The following is a 17,026-nucleotide window of genomic DNA, read 5'->3' on the forward strand; positions in this document are numbered from 1 at the left end:
GGCGCCCCCACCCCCGGAGAGGTCGAACTCGCCGAACTCATCGTCGATCGCACCCCGGTGGAGAAGGTCCGCCTGGTCAACTCCGGCACCGAGGCCACCATGTCCGCGATCCGACTCGCGCGCGGCTTCACCGGGCGCGGCAAGATCGTCAAGTTCGCGGGCAACTACCACGGTCACGTGGACGCCCTCCTGGCCGCGGCCGGATCGGGTCTGGCCACCTTCGCCCTTCCCGACTCCCCGGGAGTGACCGGCGCCAGTGCCGCCGACACCCTCGTGCTGCCCTACAACGACATCGACGCCGTCGAGCGGGCCTTCGCCGAGCACGGCGACGACATCGCCTGCGTCATCGCCGAGGCCTGCCCCGCCAACATGGGCGTCGTCCCGCCCAAGGCCGGGTTCAACGCCCGTCTCAGGGAGATCGCGCACGCCAACGGCGCCCTCCTGATCCTCGACGAGGTCCTCACCGGCTTCCGTGTCAGCTCGTCCGGCTGGTACGGCCTGGAGGGCGTCGCCCCCGACCTCATGACCTTCGGCAAGGTCATGGGCGGCGGCCTGCCCGCCGCCGCCTTCGGCGGCCGCGCCGACGTCATGGACCGCCTCGCGCCCGAGGGGCCCGTCTACCAGGCGGGCACCCTCTCCGGGAACCCGCTGGCCACCGCGGCCGGGATCGCCACGCTGCGCGGCGCCACCCCCGCGGTCTACGCCCACATCGACCGCGTCTCGGCCCAGGTCGAGTCCGAGGTCTCCAAGGCGCTCAGCGAGGCCGGCGTACCGCACCGGGTCCAGGGCGGCGGCAACCTCTTCACGGTGTTCTTCACCGACCAGGACGTCCACGACTTCGACACCGCGCGCACCACCGACACCGCGGCGTTCGCCGCCTTCTTCCACGCCATGCTCGACCAGGGCGTCTATCTGCCGCCCGCGGCCTTCGAGGCGTGGTTCTTCTCCTCCGCCCACGACGACGCCGCGATCGACCGCGTGGTCTCGGCGCTGCCCCGCGCGGCCCGTGCCGCCGCGGAGGCCCAGGGCTAGCCCGGCGCGCCCACGAGTTCAGTACGTAAAGGACGACCACGATGACGACGACCACCGTCGTGCACCTACTCCGCCACGGCGAGGTGTACAACCCCGACAGGATCCTGTACGGCAGACTGCCCGACTTCCATCTCAGCGACCGCGGCCAGCAGATGGCCGAACTGGCCGCCGAGTGGTTCGAGGGACACGACGTGGCCGCCCTGTTCTCCTCGCCCCTGGACCGCACACAGGAGACCGCGGTCCCCCTCCAGAAGCGGCTCGACCTGCCCGTCACCCTGGACGACCGGCTCATCGAGTCCGCCAACCGGTTCCAGGGCATGTCGCTGTCGGCCCGCTCGGTACGCGACCCCCGGGTGATCCGGCGCATGTACAACCCGTTCCGCCCGTCCTGGGGGGAGCCGTACACCCAGATCGTCGCCCGGATGGTCGAGGCCATCAAGGTCGCCCGCCAGGCCGCGTGGGGCCGGGAGGCGGTGTGCGTCAGCCACCAGCTGCCGATCTGGATGGCCCGCCGGGCCGCCGAGAACAAGCGCCTGTGGCACCGACCGGACAGGCGCGAGTGCAACCTGGCCAGCGTCACGTCGCTGACCTTCGCTGACCAGCGGTTGACCAGCGTCAGCTACGCAGAACCGGCCGCCGAGCTGTACACGGACGGTATGGCTCTTCCGGGGGCGTGACCCTGACCGCGTGCCCGTACCGGTAAGCTGGGGCTTCGGGTGCGGTGGGCGTACGCCTCAGACGGCGGCCTCACCGGGGTTCGCCCCGGCCGCACGGGGCCATCCCGCGCCCAGCACCGGTCGGTGCCCCGCGGGCACGGCGACCGCATCCGAGCTCCACGCCGGTAGGCACCGACCACTGGTGCGGCATGTCCGGCACTCTAGTCAGCGAGAAGGTGATCCCATGGGTTCCGTCATCAAGAAGCGTCGTAAGCGGATGGCGAAGAAGAAGCACCGCAAGCTGCTCAAGCGCACGCGTGTGGCGCGTCGCAACAAGAAGTAGGGCCGGTCGCGGCGAACGTCGTCTCTCCGCGGGCGTGGGCGGGCCCAGAGCGCGCCCTCGGACGCGGAGACACTACTTCCTCTCGTGGGCGCCGAAACGGCGCGCAGGAATTTTCCGGGCGGGCCACTGTTGTGGTTCACGGGTCCACGACCTCCGTTTCACCTCTGTGTGAACGGTCGTTGACCTCCCGGAATCTCGACTCCCGTCTTCCAAGGAACGTGTCGCCATGGCTCGTGTCGTACTCGTCACCGGGGTCTCCAGCCCCATGGCAGCCGGGGTCGCGCAGACCCTGGCGGGGGCGCCCAGCGTGCACCGGGTCATCGGGGTGGACTCCGCTCCGCCCTCCGGCGCGGGGTGGTCGGCCTACTCCTCGGAGGGATCTGAGGCGTCCGGCGAAGGTCGTTCGCGCCGGGAGTACGCCCACGTCGACCTGCACGACGAGAGCCTCCCCCAGATCGTCGCCGACTCCGGCGCCGACCTCGTCCTCCACCTGGGGTTGGACGCCGACCGCGGCCCCCACCGGGAGGACCACCTGCTGGGCACGATGCGTGTCCTGACCGCCGCCCAGCGCTCCGCGTCCGTGCGACGGCTCGTGGTGCGCTCCAGCGCCACCCTCGACGCCGACGACGCTGCGGAGATCGAGCGGCACACCCGGGGTCTCCAACGGCGCCGCCCCGACCTGTCCGTGGCGGTCCTGCGGTTCGCCAACCTCATCGGCCCCTCCACGGACACCCCCCTCACCCGTTATCTCGACTCCCGCGTCGTCCCCACCGTTCTCGGTCACGACCCGCGTGTCCGCTTCCTCCACGAGGACGACGGCGCCGAGGCGCTCGTGCGGATGGCGTTGAGCGAGGAGACGGGCTTCTTCGACGTCACGGGCAAGGACTCCGTGCCGCTCTCGCACTGCCTGCACAGGGTCGGCGGCCAACGTCTCCCGGTGCCCGCCTCCGGGCTCAGGGTGCTGCGCGGCCTGGCCCGGAACGGTCGGATCGCCTACGCGAGCGCCAACGCCGCGCATACCGTCCGTGCCGGTCTGAACGCCTCTCGCTGGGACACCGCCCCCCTGGAGCGCGTCCTGCGCTGGTCGCCCTCCTACAGCTCGGCGCAGGCCTTCGAGTCCTACGCCTCGTCCCGCGCCTCCGCCCAGCCGCCGCGCGGCCCCGGGCTGCGCCCCGTCCACGTCCTCGCCCTCGCCCGGGCGACACTGGGCCGCTGAGGCTCCGCGTTCTCCTCGGGCCGCCGCTTCGCCTCGGCCCGTGTCCGGGCGCCCGAGGAGGCAGGGGTTCCTCGTCCTCGCCCGCCCGTCGCCCGCCACCGCCCTCAACGGACGCCTACGGCGCAGTCCGATCCACGCTCGTTCCTCGCTCGCGGCTCGACTCGTCTTGCAGCACCCTGTCGGCGCCTGAGCTGTGTTTGCCCTGGTCCTCCGCTTCGCTTCGGACCGTGTTCTGGCGCCCTGAAGACAGGGATGCTTCATCCTCGTCTTCGCCTGTCGCTCGTTCCTCGCTCGCGGCTCGACTCGTCTTGCAGCACCCTGTCGGCGCCTGAACTGTGTTTGCCCTGGTCCTCCGCTGAGCCGGGGTGACCTCTCCGGGTGGCGGACCTCAGGCCCGGCGTCGGTGCCGAACCGCCCGTACCGCCACACCCCCGGCGACGGCGCCCGCCACGGCCGCGGGCACGGCCACCTTCAGCGCCTTTCTGTGTCTGCGGAAGTCGTGCACCGGCCACTGGTGCGTGCGCGCGTACCTGCGTAGGTCACCATCGGGGTTGACCGCGTGCGGGTGGCCGACCAGGGACAGCAGCGGGAGGTCGTTGGAGGAGTCGCTGTAGGCAGAGCAGGCCGCCAGGTCCCACCCCTCCCTCCGGGCGAGGGCACGTACCGCCACCGCCTTGGCGGGCCCGTGCATCAGGTCGCCGTTGAGCCGCCCCGTGTACACACCGTCGACGCTCTCGGCCTCGGTGCCCAGCGCCCCGGTCAGCCCCAGGCGCCTGCGGATGATCTGGGCCAGTTCGACCGGCGTGGCCGTCACCAGCCACACGGGCTGTCCGGCGTCCAGGTGGCGCTGGACGAGTCTGCGGGTCCCCTCCCAGATGCGGTCGGCCATGGAGTCGTCGTAGATCTCCTCGCAGAGCGCGACCAGGTCACCCACGTCGTGCCCGGCGACGAACGCCAGGGCGGCCTCACGCGCCGCGTTGATGTGGTCGGGCTGTTCGGCGCCGGTCACCCGGAACACCGTCTGCCCCCACGCGAACCGCAGCAGGTCGCGCGTGGTGAACAGGTCCCGGGACGCCAGGCCCCGTGCGAAGTGGTAGATCGACGCGCCCCGCATCAGGGTGTTGTCCACGTCGAAGAAGGCGGCTCCCGGCCCCGCCGAGGGCGGGCGCGGCGCGTCGTACGGCACGGTTCTCTCCTGGCTCGGCTGGGGGAGGCGGCCCTCCGATGTCCGGGGTGACGCTCCCCGCTGGTTTGAGCCTACGGGCACCGGTGAGTCGCGTGTGGTCACTGGGCCTCTGGCACAATTCTGGTGATGAAGGTCACATCGTGATGGGTGGGTTGCGCTCCCACTCTGCGGGATCTTCCCCCACACTGACCCCTTCGCTTTCGTGACGTGCACATCCACCCGTGAACGTGCAGCATCATTGTCGGGATGGTGACGGTAGGACTGGCATTCACAAGCGCGTTGGTGGCCTGGAGCGCCACGGCGGCTCTCGCCGCGTACGCCCAGCGCCGCCCCAGCATCGCCAGGGTCGGTTGGCTGGTCGCCGCCCTCGGCCTCGCCGTCGGCCTCAGCGCCGCCGTGCTGGGCGCGATCCTCGACTTCGGTGCGCTCACCTTCCGGCTCCACCAGATCGGCGTCAGTCTCCTGGGGCCGCTGTACATGGCCTGGGGCGCGGTCGAGTACGGCGTCCGGTCCTCGCGCGGCCGGTTCACCTCACGCCTGTTCCTCAGCGCCTTCACCATCGTTCCGATGGTGGTGCTGTTCGTCGACCGTGTGAGAAGTCAGTTCGGGCGCTCCTATCCCGCCTTCGCCGACCACTACGACATCATCCCCCGGTGGCTTGTCGGCGGGGCCCACATCCTGGTCCTGGTCCTCCTCGTCTGCGCGGTCGTCGGCGTCCTGCGTCGCTCCGGCCGGAGCCGTCCGCACCCGGACCTGACGGTGCTCGGCCTGGTCGCCCTGGCGGCCGTGCTCAGCGTGGTCGTGGGCCGCATGGGCCTGGGCGTCCTGGGGCCGCTTCTGATGCTCGGTTCCGTCGCCGCCCTCTGGGGTGCCTCCGCGCTGGCCGCGAGCCCGCGCCGCCGCGACCGGTTCGACGATGAGGAGCCCTACGACGACGAGGAGCCCTACGATGACGGGGACTCCTACGACGAGGGCCCCTACGACGGCTACGACGACGCCGACGAGCCCTTCGAGTCCTACGCCGAACCCCAGGAGGAACCCGTGCGCCGCAGGCGTCGCAACCCCGCGCCCGTAGACGACCGCCACGACGCCCCACCGTCGCGCCAGCCGTCCCGGCTGCGCGGCGTCATCACGATCTACACCCTCGCCGAGGGGCAGGAGCGCGGATTCGACCAGATCGCCGACGCCATCGTCGACCAGGTCGCCGACCAGGAGCCGGACACCCTCCTCTTCGCGTGCCACACGGTGCCCAACGCGCCCCTCCAGCGGATCGTCTACGCGATCTACCGCGACGAGCTCGCCCGCGAGGAACACGAGCGGCAGGGNNCGTGGTGGCCACCAACGTGATCGAACTCTCCCTCTCCGGCGCCTCGGCCAGCGACGGCCTCGCCGCGATGCTGATGCCCCGCTAGGGTGTGTCCGCCGAACACGTCCTGAGCCGCTTCACCCCGGAGCGCCGCGCGGCGCCCTGCCGTGCGAAGTCTCGAACCGGTGTCGTCGGCGGACGTCGGAGAACCATCACGAAGCCCACGACGTCGCATTCCGGGTGAAGTACCCTTCTCTACAGGTTTTTCATGACCGGCCCCGTCGGGTGCCGTTGGCGTGTGACCTAGACCGGCGGGACGAACCGGCCGACAGGCGCGCCTGAGCGAAAGAAAGTGTGCTGGGACTCATGCGTAAGTTCCTCGTCGTCCTGTTGTTGCTCCTGGGAGTCGTGGCGGTGGTCGCGGACGTGGCGCTGCGCGGCGTCGCGGAGGACATGGTCTCGGAGCGAATGGCCGAGCGGCTGGATATGGCCGAGGAGCCCGACGTGGCCATCGGGGGGTGGGCGTTCCTCCCCCAGGCCGTCACCGGTGACTACTCGCAGATCACGATCACCGCGGACAGCGCCGCCATGGCCGGGGTGACCGTCGAGCAGATCGAGGCGTCCGCGAGCGACGTCCGCGCACCCCTGTCCGAGCTGCTCGACCAGCCCGACGTCGTCGCCGGGACGGTCGACGGGTCCTTCGTGGTCCCCTACTCCTACTTCAGCGCCCACCTGCCCGAGGGCATGACGGTCACCACCGAGGGCGGGGAACCGCGCATCATCGGCGAGCTGGCCCTTCCTGAGCTGGGTCTGAGCACGTCCGTGTCGGCGGGCGGCGAGTTCACCGTCGAGGGCGACACCGTGCGACTCACCCCCGTCGACGTCCAGCTGGGGGACACGCCGATCGACGTCGGCTCCATGGTCGAGGGCATGCTCAGCTTCAGTGTCCAAGCGCCCGAGCTCCCCTTCGGCCTGACCGTCACCGACATGGAGGCCACCTCCAACGGTCTGCGGATCACCGGCGTGGGCCAGGACGTTCCGTTGATGGGCTCCGAGGCCGTCTGACCGTGCTCGCTTCGGGCCCCGCCTCGCTTCGGCCCGTGTTGGGGCGCCCGAACGGCGACCCCCTGAAGTGACCGTTCCAGGAGACGGACCCGTGCCGCTCCACACATGGAGGGACCCGTGAACGACCACGGCCGACGGGACGGCGCCCGCGGCGACGCCGCGCGTCCCTGGGACGGGCAGGTGCTCGGCCCCGAGGACCTGGGCGCCGACCCGGGCGAGCGGGCCACGCTCGTGCAGTTCTCCACGGCCTTCTGCCAGCCGTGCCGGGCCACCCGGCGCATCCTCGACGATGTCGCGGGCATGGTCGAGGGGGTGGCGCACGTGGAGGTGGACGCCGAGTCCAGACTCGACCTCGTGCGCCGCCTGGGACTGCGGGGCACCCCCACCGTCCTCGTCCTCGACGCCTCCGGCGAGGTCGTGCGCGGCGCCGGCGGACAGCCCCGCAAGGCCGACGTGATCGCCGCGCTCGGCTCGGTGATCCTTTGAGGCCGCGCGCCCCGCGGCCGCCTCAGCGGGGCTGACGCGACCTTCTGTGACCCAGCACACCCGTGACAAACACCTCGATTGACCTGTAGCGTCTACGACGTGACTTCCTTGACGAGCGCGTTTTTGACGAAGCGACGGGCAGTGGACTACTGCCACGTCGCCGCCGCGCTCTGTCTGTGTCCCTAGGGCGGACGGGCCTCCCGGCCCTCGCTCCCTCCGTGCGACCGGTCCATTCTCCGTGCACGCAGTAGGGGACTCCACGCCATGCAGGTCGGCCCTCGCGGGCGGCACACCGCCCCGACACCTCGCTCTCCCGCCATCCGCGGCTCCGTCGTCGTATCCGGCGTCCGCCGGGATCCGGTCCGGAGCCGGGCGGGAGCGAACGCCGAGTATCTGCCCAGCGCACCGTGTCCCCGGTCGGCCGTGCCGGCTCGGGGCCGGGCACGCCGCGTCCGCCCGCACACTGATCGTCTGACCCCCGCTCTCCGGGCCCCGTGCGCCCGGAGGGTTCCGACCAGCACACGCGACACCGCATCACGAATCACAGGAGGTTCCCCATGAGCCGCTCCGACGTCCTTGTGGACGCCGACTGGGTGGAGGCTCACCTGGACGATGAGAACGTGGTCCTCGTCGAGGTCGACGAGGACACGTCCGCCTACGACGGGGGCCACATCCCCGGCGCGGTCAAGATCGACTGGAAGAAGGACCTCCAGGACCCGGTCCGCCGTGACTTCGTCGACCGCACCGGGTTCGAGAAGCTGCTGTCCGACAAGGGCATCGCCAACGACCACCAGGTGATCCTGTACGGCGGCAACAACAACTGGTTCGCCGCCTACGCCTACTGGTACTTCAAGCTGTACGGCCACGAGAACGTCCGTCTCCTGGACGGCGGCCGCAAGAAGTGGGAGCTGGACTCGCGCGAGCTCGTCAAGGAGGTCCCCGAGCGGGCCGCCACCGAGTACAAGGCCAAGGAGCAGGACCACTCCATCCGGGCCTTCCGCGACGAGGTCGTCGCCGCGATCGGCGCCAAGGACCTGGTCGACGTCCGCTCGCCCGACGAGTTCACCGGCAAGCTGCTGGCTCCGGCGCACCTGCCGCAGGAGACCTCCCAGCGCCCCGGCCACATCCCGACCGCGCGCAACATCCCGTGGGCGAAGACCGCCAACGAGGACGGCACGTTCAAGACGGCCGACGAGCTGCGTGAGCTCTACACCGAGGCCGGTGTGGACCTCGACAAGGAGATCATCGCCTACTGCCGTATCGGCGAGCGCTCCTCGCACACCTGGTTCGCCCTCCACGAGATCGTGGGGCTGGAGAACGTGAAGAACTACGACGGTTCCTGGACCGAGTACGGCTCCCTGGTGGGCGTTCCGGTCGAGCTCGGAGAGGCGGAGGCCAAGTGAGCGACAGCTGCGGAGCTCCGGTCGGGGGCGTGGCCCTCGCCGACGTTGACGCGGGTGACCAGGCGGTCATCCAGGGCACGGTGACCCGTGACGGCAAGCCCCTGCGCGGTGCCTACGCCCGACTCCTGAACGACTCCGACGACTTCGTGGGCGAGGTGGCCACCGGAGACGAGGGCACCTTCCGCTTCTTCGCGGCCGACGGAGCCTGGAAGGTGCGGGTCCTGGCCTCCCAGGGCTTCACCGGCGAGTACGCGGTGAACGCCGAGGTCGGCAAGGTCATCGACCTGCAGGTGCAGGCCTGACCCACGTCCGGGGTACGGCCGCCGTGGGCGGAGCCGACCGTGTGGGTCGGGCCAGGCCGCGGGGCGTGAACCCGGCCAGCGTGTGCGCGGAGCGCCGGTTCTGACGGAGACGACCGTCGGGGCCGGCGCTCCGCCGTGTCCGGGGGCGGCACGCCGGTTGTCCACGGGGGATACGAAGAGTCTGGCAGGCAGTCGTGCGGCCTGCTTGACTTGGTTCGGCGGGCTGGTGACGGCCTCATGCCCCACTCCGGGTACGCCCGGAGTCCTCACCGAGGCCGGTCAGGAGGTGTTCGGACGGTGCCCAACCCACGGTCAGACGGCTCATCCCGAGGAGAAGCCGGGAGGACCTACCTCGGCTGGCGGCACGCCGTGCTCCTACCGCATCCCGGTCCGGCTCCGCGCCGACCGGCGCCCGGCGAACAGCGGACCCTCAGCGAGGAGTGGATCGCCGGTCAGCGCGACAGTGAAGCCCGGACCAACCGCCCCCTGTACGCGGTGCTGGGTGGGCTGGCCCTGCTCGTCGTCCTCCTCCTCGCCCTGTGGTCACAGCGGATCCTGCCCGCGACGCTGGCCCTGGGCGGCGTGTTCGCCTGCGCGGCCGTCGCCGCCCCGGTGGGTTTCGCGCTGGTGCAGAGCCGCCAGGTCATCGCGGAACGCCTGGCCAAGGCCAAGGAGAGGCTCGCGGCCGAACGGGAGGAGCGCGACCGCGCCCTGCACGAGCGCCAGCGCGAGCACGCGCGGCGGTACACCGAGTGGCGGGCCGCGAGTCGCGCCTACGAGGCGCAGCCGCGCTGGTACGGGGTCACCGTCCCGGCCGACCGGGAGGCCGTCGTCGTGGTCGGCGGCACCGACGCCGGGTGGTCCGCCCTGCTCACCACGATCGGCGTCGCACGTCTGCGGGAGGGCGGGGACCTCACCGTCGTCGACCTCACCGGCAGGGCGGTCGCCCGGGAGCTGATCCGGCTCGCCCGACGGTGCGCCGTGGCCCCACGCCGGTGGGTGCTCCCCGCCGACCTGCCCCGGATGACGCTCGGGACCAACCTCGACGCGGGCCAGCGCGCCCGCGTGCTGTCCGCCGTCGCCGCCGCGTCGGGGGCCCCCGAGGACGTCGACGCGGACGAGACCCTCCTCCTGCGCCTGCTGGAGGTGCTCGGCCCGCGCGCCGGGATCGCGGAGCTCATCGGCGGCCTGCGCGCCCTGTGCACACCGGAGGGAGACGACGCCGAGGACGATCCGGCGCTCGTGCGGTTGTCCGCCGGCCAGCGCGCCCGGGTGCGTGAGCGCTGTGCCGACACCCCCGGCGCCTGGGAACGGGCCTGGGAACTGGAACGGCGGCTGAGCCCGTTCGAGGGGGTCGGGACCCGGGTCGAGGACGGCACGTACGCGCAGGTCAAGATCATCTCCACGGACAGGGCCTCCGGTGAGGCCGCGGCCCGGGTGTACGGCACCTACACGGTGGCCGCGCTCAGCGAACTCCTGGAGGACGGGCCGCGGGGGGAAGCGGAGCCGCCGCGTGGCGAGCGGGGCCGGGCGCGCCCGAACCGCACCCGCACGGTCGTGGTCTGCGGGGCCGAGACCCTGCCCGAGGGCGAGGTGGACCAGATCCTGCGGGCCGCCGCCGACGGAGGCGTGGAGATCGTGCTGATGTTCCGTACCCCCGTCCCGGCCGCCCTCAACCGGTTCTGCGACCCCACCTGCCTGCCGGTGGTCATGCGCCAGCGCGGCGGGTCGGCGGACGCCGTCGCGCGCGCGGTGACCTCTGTGCCCGGGGTGGCCGCGCGCCCGGGCACCGGGGCCGAGGTGCACCGTCTGAGTGAGGTCATCGGTGAGGCGGTCGGGGCCGCGGTCACCGAACCCCACCCGGACCCGGAGACCGAGGCGGAGACCGACGACCGGTTCTTCCCCTCCCCGCACACCGAGTCGGGCGCGATGATCCGCGACGCCGCCTCCGGGATCGCCCCCCTCGACCTTGTTCGCCATGTGAGATCAGCCACGGCGTGGGGGAGGGCCACCGCGCAGGCCGAGGAGATCGACACGCTCACCGAGCCCGCTACGGAGAGCGACGGGTCGTTGCGCCCCATCGGCCTGGACGCCGGATCACTGCGGCGGCTGCCGTGCACGGCAGCGCTGGTCCTGGGCGACGAGGGGCCTGTTCTCACCGACACCAACCCGGGTATCCTCACCCTGTCCACAGCCACTCTGGCCACGGTGGCGGACTCCCGTACCACCGGTCACGGCGCGGACGCGGTGTCCGACGCGGAAGCACGGGCCGCCGAGCCGGGCGACCGCTCCGACAGCCGCCGGCCACGGATCGTGCCGGGCGACCGCTCCCCGGCCGAACGGGAGACGGCGCCGAACCCGTCCGACCCCTTCCACGGCGGAGTGGTCACCGGCGGGGAGGCGCCCGAACGGGTACCGCCCAACCTGGGCCCACCCCCCGAGCGCCTGGACTGGCGGGTCTGACCGGAGGTGGACAATAGTCTTGGCCCGACACGTCACCCGCGACCACCACGTACCGGCGCGGGCGATCCAGCGACCTGGAGAATTGATGAGCGAGCTTCCCCTGCGCGCCCAACTGGCATCGGTACTGGGTAGGAGTGCGGCCAGTCTGTCGCGCGCGACCGGACGCGGAGACGGCTCCGTGATCGGTGGCCGGGTCGCGCTCAAGGTCGAGCCCGACCTGCTCGCCAAGCTCGCCCAAGGGCGTCGCCTGGCCCTGGTCAGCGCCACCAACGGCAAGACGACCACCACCAAGCTCATCTCGCAGGCCCTGCGCGAGCTCGGCGAGGTCGCCACCAACGAGTTCGGCGCGAACATGCCCACGGGGCACATCACCGCGCTGTCCAGCAACGGATCCGCCGTCAACGGCGTGCTGGAGGTCGACGAGAAGTACCTCCCGCAGGTCCTGCGCGCGACCAACCCCGCCTTCGTCGTCCTGATGAACCTGAGCCGCGACCAGATGGACCGCGCCTCGGAGATCAACCTCCTGGCCAAGAAGTGGCGCACCGCACTCGGCGAGACCAACACGCACGTCATCGCCAACGCCGACGACCCCCTCGTCGCCTGGGCGGGGCTGGGGGCGCCGAACGCCACCTGGGTGTCGGCCGGTCAGCGCTGGAAGGAGGACTCCTGGTGCTGCCCCGAGTGCGGCGGCCACCTCAAGCGCGACGTCGACCCGTACTGGGAGTGCCCGGAGTGCGGCCTGGCCCGGCCCCAGACCACCTGGGGGGTGGAGAACGAGACCGACTCACTCGTGTGCCCCGACGGACAGCGGGTCCGGCTCCAGCTCAACCTGCCCGGTGACGCCAACCGCTCCAACGCCGCGATCGCCGCCGCCACCGCGGCCGGGTACGGCATCCACCCGATGCGCACCGTCGAGCGGCTGCGTGAGATCACCTCCGTCGCGGGCCGCTACACCTCCGTGGTCACCATGGGCGTGGAGGTGCGCCTGCTGCTCGCCAAGAACCCCGCCGGGTGGCTGGAGTCCTTCGCCGTCCTCGACCCGCCCCGGGTCCCGGTGATCCTCTCCGTCAACGCGCAGATCCCCGACGGCAAGGACACGTCGTGGCTGTGGGACGTGGACTACACCGTGCTGCGCGGACGCCGCGTGTTCGTCATGGGTGAGCGCCGCACCGACCTCGCGCTGCGCCTGGAGACCGACGGCGTGGCCTTCGAGACCGCTGATCGCGTCGACGAGGTCCTGGGCCGCCTCAAGGCGGAGCAGCCCGGCATCACCAAGGTCGACGTCATCGCCAACTACACCGCCTTCCAGCAGATCCGCACGGCCTACGGCCGCGTCCAGTAGGGGAGAGACTCATGACGGACACCAGCAGCGCCCTGCGGATCGTGTGGATCTACCCCGACCTGCTGAGCACCTACGGAGACCAGGGCAACGCCCTCATCCTGCGCCGCCGCGCCGAACTGCGCGGTATCCGCACCGAGATCGTGCACGTCCACTCCAGCGACTCGGTGCCCGAACAGGGCGACATCTACCTGCTCGGCGGCGGTGAGGACCGCCCGCAGATCCTGGCGGCCGAGCGGCTGCGCGCCGACGGCGGCCTGGCCCGTGCCGCCGCCCGCGGCGCCTGCGTCTTCGCCGTCTGCGCCGGGTACCAGATCATCGGTGAGAGCTACGGCGACGACGAGGCCAACCCGCTGCCCGGTGTCGGCATCCTCGACATCCGCAGCGGCCGTGGCCAGACCCGTGCCGTCGGTGAGATCGTCGCCGACGTCGACCCCTCCCTCGGGGTGGGCCGTATCACCGGTTTCGAGAACCACCAGGGCCGCACCGCCATCGGCCCGTCCGCCCGCCCGCTGTCCACCACGGTGCGCGGCATCGGCAACGACGACCGCACCGAGGGCGCCTACCAGGGGCAGGTGCTGGGCACCTACCTGCACGGCCCGGCGCTGCCGCGCAACCCCGCGCTGGCCGACCTGCTGCTGCGCTGGCGTGTGGGCCAGCTGCCCCAGCTGCCCCCGTCCTGGGGGGAGCGCCTGCACGAGGAGCGCCTCGCCGCGGCCCTGAACGCCTGACGCCGAAGGCGGGAGGCCAGGTGCGCGATCGAGCGCCTCGCGGCCCCGCGGCCCCCGCGATCGGAGCATCCGTCGCGGGGGCCGCGATACCCGCGGTCCGAGGAACCCCCGGTCACAACCGCCGGTGCATGATGTGCAGGCCGACGTAGCCGTGCTCGGGGTGGGCGAACCCCTCGGGCAGCGTGCCCAGGACGTCGAACCCGAGCGACGTGTACAACCGCACCGCGCGCGTGTTGGTCGCCACGACCACGTTGAACTGCATGGCCCGGTAACCCGCCGCGCGCGCCCACTCCAGTGTGTACTCGCACAGGGCACGACCCACCCCGCCGCCCTCATGGGCGGGGTCGACCATGTAGCTGGCACTGGCGACGTGGCCGGCGTTTCCCTGGTGGTTCCTGTTCATCTTCGCCGTGCCCAGGACCGTCCCGGTCCCGTCCACGGCGACCACCGTCCGATCGGGTTCGGGCAGCAGCCACCAGTCGCGTCCGTCGTCCTCCCCGAGATCCGTGGGGAAGGTGAACGTCTCACCCGCCGAGACGATCCGTTGGAAGAAGGGCCAGATGGCGGGCCAGTCGGCGGGGGCGGCGGCGCGGATGTGCATGCCCCCAGTCTGGCGCTCCGACCTGTCCCGCGGCCATCGGTTTTCGGGCGGCCCCGCCGCCACCAGGACGTGCCCCACCACCGTCGCGGGGCACGGTTCCCCGGCCGCTACCGGGGGCGGCGGCGCAGGTTGATCTGAGCGTTGGCGCCGGTGTCCGGGTCCACCACGACCTCCTGGCCCGCCGCGATGCCCTCGACCACGAAGTCGGCGTCGGTCGGCGCGGCCCGCTTCACCACGCCCAGGGCGATCGGTCCCAGTTCGTGGTGGCGCGCCGACGAACCCACCCGGCCCACGGCGCGTCCCTCCAGCTCGATCGCCGCGCCCACCTCGGGTAGCCGCTCGGCGGTCCCGTCCAGGGGCAGCAGCACCAGACGGCGCGGCGGTCGGCCCAGATTGTGCACCCGGGCGACCGTCTCCTGGCCCGGGTAGCAGCCCTTCTCCAGGTGCACCGCGCGGTCCACCCAGTCCACCTCGTGCGGGATCGTGCGGTCGTCGGTGTCCACCCCCGGCCGGACCCGGTGCGCGGCGATCCGGTGCGCCTCGTAGGCCCACATGCCCGCCGGGCGGGCGCCCGCCGTCGTCAGCGCCTCGGCGGCCTCGACCAGGCGCTCGGCGGGCAGGAACAGGTCGGTCTCGTCCTCGGTCCTGCGCTGGACGACCCCGTCGAGCACGTCATCGGCGTCGTCGACGGCCTGGCCGCGTTTCGGGCCGAGCACGGTCAGCACGGAGTGGGAGTCGCTGAGGTCGGCGACCTCCACGCGCAGCATGAACCGCATCGAGTCCAGGAAGGCGGCCAGCCCCGGACCACCCCCCGGCTCGGTGTGGATCCAGGTGGCCTCACCGTCGTCCACCAGTGACAGGTGGTGCCGCAGGTGGCCCCGCGTGTCCAGGACCAGCGCCTCGGTGGCGGTGCCGGACGGCAGGTCGCGCGTGAGCTGGCTCGTCAGGTCGTTGAGCCACCCCAGGCGATCCGGTCCGCTCACCCGGACCACGCCCCGGTTGCTCCGGTCCACCCACGCGCTGGAGCGTTCGATGGCGCGGCCTTCGTGTGCGGGGTCACCGTAGTGCGCGGCGACGCCCGCGTCGATCGACTCGGCGGTCACGGCGCCCGGTGTGGTCAGCAGCGGCGATGTCATACCGCCGAGACTAGCCGCCCCGCCGAGTCCACCGGCAATGTGTCTTTGACCTGCGGTTACGTTCGCAGAAAAAACATTTGCCCCACACGTCGCGGGCGACGTACCTTCGAGGCACGCAAGAAAGGAGGTGGTCCGAGAAATGGTTGACTCTAGGACTGGCGAGGTGGCCGTCCGCTAGGGCGACGCCGCGTGTTCGCGCGACGTCGCTCGCAGCGAATCCCAGACGGACACCCGGACCCCGGGCCGCCGGAACTCGTCCGACCGGCCCCGCCCCCCGGCGGGAGACGGCCCGGGGTCTGCTACTGCTTCTGGTCGATCCTCTTCAGCTGCGCCGACATGTACGGCCGCAGCTTGTGGCCGCGCGCGGCCAGGTCCCAGGCATATCCCAGTGTCTCCCGGTCGTCGCCGAACAGGCCGTACAGCCGGTGCGAGGCCGTGGCGTCGATCCCAGTCTCGGTGTGCACCACCGCGTCGGTCGACATCTCCACCCGGTTGGCGAACACGTTGCCCACGTACACCTCGGTGAAGCCCTCCGGGTGCACGTACAGCGCCTCCAGGTGGATGACCTCCTCACCCTCGGTGGGGCCCCCGTCGTCCTTGGCGGGCTCCGGGCGCGCACGCCAGTAGGCCTGCTCCTCCGTGACCAGCTCGCCCAGCGTTCCGTCGGCGTTCATCCGCCACGCCTTGCTGGAGAAGGTCAGGTACGGCAGCCCCGCCGTGTGGGAGAACTCGATCTCCTGGCCGAACTGGAACTCCTCCACGTCGGCGTATCCGGCGACGCCGACGCCCTCCCAACGGCCGATCAGGAAGGACAGTTTCGCCAGATCGGGGTGTACATCAGCGTCCATGCCTCCCGAGCGTAGCCGTGTCCGGAGGGTGGCGGTGACAGCCCGCTCCGGCCACCCTCGCGCATCGGTCCGGTCACGCCCAATTGGCCCCGGTTTCCCGAAGAACTGGTAAAGATTGTCACCGACGCGGTGTGGCCACGGGGTGTCACGCCCGCCGCGGAACTGGACCTCCGACGCATTCTCCGAAAGGGTGGCCTGTGTTACTGGTGATCGGTTCGGTGCTGCTCGTCGCCGGGGTGGTCCTCCTCCCGCTGACCGTCGTCGCCGTGCGGCGCTGGCTGCGTCAGCGCGGCCTGGCCCGCCTGCGCCCGAGCGCCCTGGCCGCGCGGGTCGGGCGCAGGATCACCCTGACCGGCGTCGCGGCTCCCGGTCCCGCCGGGCCCATCGCCTCCGGACTGGCCGGGGCTGAGTGCGTGTGGCACGGCCACGAGGTGCTGCGTCACTACTGGCCGCTCACCCGTGACCGGGGCGACAGCGCGGTGCGCGAGCGGGCCTGCGACCCCATCGCCGAGTACGGCTCCGAGGAGCTGTTCGGCCTGGTCGCCGAAGGCGCGTCCGAGGACGCGGACCGGGTCTTCGTCGACCCCTCCGGCAGCGACCCCCGTGACGCCGAGCTGTGCCTGCAGCGCGTGGTGGGGCGTCCCCAGCCCGGCGTGGCCGCCGCGGCCGACGACCTCCTGCCCCGCGTGCGAGGCAGGATCTCGGGCGTCTTTCGCGGTGAGACCATCGAGTTCGAGTACCGCGAATGGGTGATCCGCGGGGGCGCCCGAGTCCGCGTCACCGGTCAGGTCCAGACGCGGGACGGGCGGGTGGTCATCACGGCCCCCGAGGGTGGCCGGCTCACCGTTGAACACGGTGTCGACGACCAGCCGGTGCGCCTCTCCCCCCGGCGCAGGGAGGCGATCGGCTTTTT

General features: G+C 71.8%; 16 protein-coding genes and 1 pseudogene. 13 read left to right on the forward strand and 4 right to left on the reverse strand.

Translation table 11 applies throughout. From position 1 onward, the window contains the following. The 4 genes from D471_RS0121970 to D471_RS0121985 form a co-directional block, all read left to right on the forward strand. Nucleotides 1-1,032 (forward strand): glutamate-1-semialdehyde 2,1-aminomutase (locus D471_RS0121970; RefSeq protein ID WP_017600615.1); only part of this gene is annotated, 1,032 nt, incomplete at its 5' end. Between the two features lie 41 nt (nt 1,033-1,073). Then, nucleotides 1,074-1,709 carry a histidine phosphatase family protein gene (locus tag D471_RS0121975; protein WP_017600616.1) on the forward strand — a complete coding sequence of 212 codons (636 nt, stop codon included), beginning with the start codon at nt 1,074-1,076 and terminating at the stop codon, nt 1,707-1,709. A gap of 223 nt (nt 1,710-1,932) precedes the next feature. Next, on the forward strand, nt 1,933-2,031 hold the full coding sequence (locus D471_RS38610; RefSeq protein ID WP_013155353.1) for a 30S ribosomal protein bS22: 99 nt from the start codon (nt 1,933-1,935) through the stop codon (nt 2,029-2,031). A gap of 226 nt (nt 2,032-2,257) precedes the next feature. Then, nucleotides 2,258-3,247, forward strand: coding sequence for an NAD-dependent epimerase/dehydratase family protein (locus tag D471_RS0121985; protein WP_017600617.1), 990 nt, complete (start codon nt 2,258-2,260; stop codon nt 3,245-3,247). A 388-nt stretch (nt 3,248-3,635) separates the two neighbouring features. On the opposite strand, the gene D471_RS0121990 is transcribed toward D471_RS0121985, so the two are convergent. Next, nucleotides 3,636-4,433 carry an HAD family hydrolase gene (locus D471_RS0121990; RefSeq protein ID WP_017600618.1) on the reverse strand — a complete coding sequence of 266 codons (798 nt, stop codon included), beginning with the start codon at nt 4,431-4,433 and terminating at the stop codon, nt 3,636-3,638. Between the two features lie 246 nt (nt 4,434-4,679). On the opposite strand from D471_RS0121990, the pseudogene D471_RS35550 reads away from it, so the two are divergent. The 8 genes and pseudogenes from D471_RS35550 to D471_RS0122030 all read left to right on the forward strand — a co-directional run bounded on the left by D471_RS35550 (nt 4,680) and on the right by D471_RS0122030 (nt 13,528). Next, nucleotides 4,680-5,845: pseudogene (locus D471_RS35550) on the forward strand (putative quinol monooxygenase). A gap of 260 nt (nt 5,846-6,105) precedes the next feature. After that, on the forward strand, nt 6,106-6,804 hold the full coding sequence (locus tag D471_RS0122000) for an LmeA family phospholipid-binding protein (RefSeq protein WP_026127966.1): 699 nt from the start codon (nt 6,106-6,108) through the stop codon (nt 6,802-6,804). Nucleotides 6,805-6,909: 105 nt separating this feature from the next. Further along, nucleotides 6,910-7,290 (forward strand): thioredoxin family protein, encoded by a 381-nt coding sequence (locus D471_RS0122005; RefSeq protein ID WP_017600621.1) that lies wholly within the window; start codon nt 6,910-6,912, stop codon nt 7,288-7,290. A gap of 557 nt (nt 7,291-7,847) precedes the next feature. Then, the gene (locus D471_RS0122010; protein WP_017600622.1) at nt 7,848-8,693 is read left to right on the forward strand and encodes a sulfurtransferase; all 846 of its coding nucleotides are present in this window, start codon (nt 7,848-7,850) and stop codon (nt 8,691-8,693) included. Next, the gene (locus tag D471_RS0122015) at nt 8,690-8,995 is read left to right on the forward strand and encodes a DUF1416 domain-containing protein (RefSeq protein WP_017600623.1); all 306 of its coding nucleotides are present in this window, start codon (nt 8,690-8,692) and stop codon (nt 8,993-8,995) included. The genes D471_RS0122010 and D471_RS0122015 overlap by 4 nt, the downstream gene beginning before the upstream one ends. Nucleotides 8,996-9,364: 369 nt before the next feature. Further along, nucleotides 9,365-11,458, forward strand: a complete 2,094-nt coding sequence (locus D471_RS0122020; protein ID WP_017600624.1) for a hypothetical protein — start codon at nt 9,365-9,367, stop codon at nt 11,456-11,458. Nucleotides 11,459-11,543: 85 nt separating this feature from the next. Beyond that, on the forward strand, nt 11,544-12,800 hold the full coding sequence (locus D471_RS0122025) for a MurT ligase domain-containing protein (protein ID WP_026127968.1): 1,257 nt from the start codon (nt 11,544-11,546) through the stop codon (nt 12,798-12,800). Between the two features lie 11 nt (nt 12,801-12,811). Then, entirely contained in the window at nt 12,812-13,528 is a 717-nt protein-coding gene (locus tag D471_RS0122030) for a type 1 glutamine amidotransferase (protein ID WP_017600626.1), read from the forward strand. Between the two features lie 112 nt (nt 13,529-13,640). On the opposite strand, the gene D471_RS0122035 is transcribed toward D471_RS0122030, so the two are convergent. The 3 genes from D471_RS0122035 to D471_RS0122045 all read right to left on the reverse strand — a co-directional run bounded on the left by D471_RS0122035 (nt 13,641) and on the right by D471_RS0122045 (nt 16,113). After that, nucleotides 13,641-14,129 carry a GNAT family N-acetyltransferase gene (locus D471_RS0122035; protein ID WP_017600627.1) on the reverse strand — a complete coding sequence of 163 codons (489 nt, stop codon included), beginning with the start codon at nt 14,127-14,129 and terminating at the stop codon, nt 13,641-13,643. Nucleotides 14,130-14,236: 107 nt separating this feature from the next. Beyond that, complete coding sequence (gene ygfZ, locus D471_RS0122040; RefSeq protein ID WP_017600628.1) at nt 14,237-15,265, reverse strand: CAF17-like 4Fe-4S cluster assembly/insertion protein YgfZ; 1,029 nt, start codon at nt 15,263-15,265, stop codon at nt 14,237-14,239. Nucleotides 15,266-15,564: 299 nt separating this feature from the next. Beyond that, nucleotides 15,565-16,113, reverse strand: coding sequence for a nitrobindin family protein (locus tag D471_RS0122045; RefSeq protein ID WP_017600629.1), 549 nt, complete (start codon nt 16,111-16,113; stop codon nt 15,565-15,567). A gap of 197 nt (nt 16,114-16,310) precedes the next feature. On the opposite strand from D471_RS0122045, the gene D471_RS0122050 reads away from it, so the two are divergent. Then, a partial coding sequence (locus tag D471_RS0122050) for a GIDE domain-containing protein (RefSeq protein ID WP_040690639.1) occupies nt 16,311-17,026 on the forward strand: 716 nt, incomplete at its 3' end.

This window comes from Nocardiopsis lucentensis DSM 44048 (genome assembly GCF_000341125.1).
Classification (GTDB): Bacteria; Actinomycetota; Actinomycetes; order Streptosporangiales; family Streptosporangiaceae; genus Nocardiopsis; species Nocardiopsis lucentensis.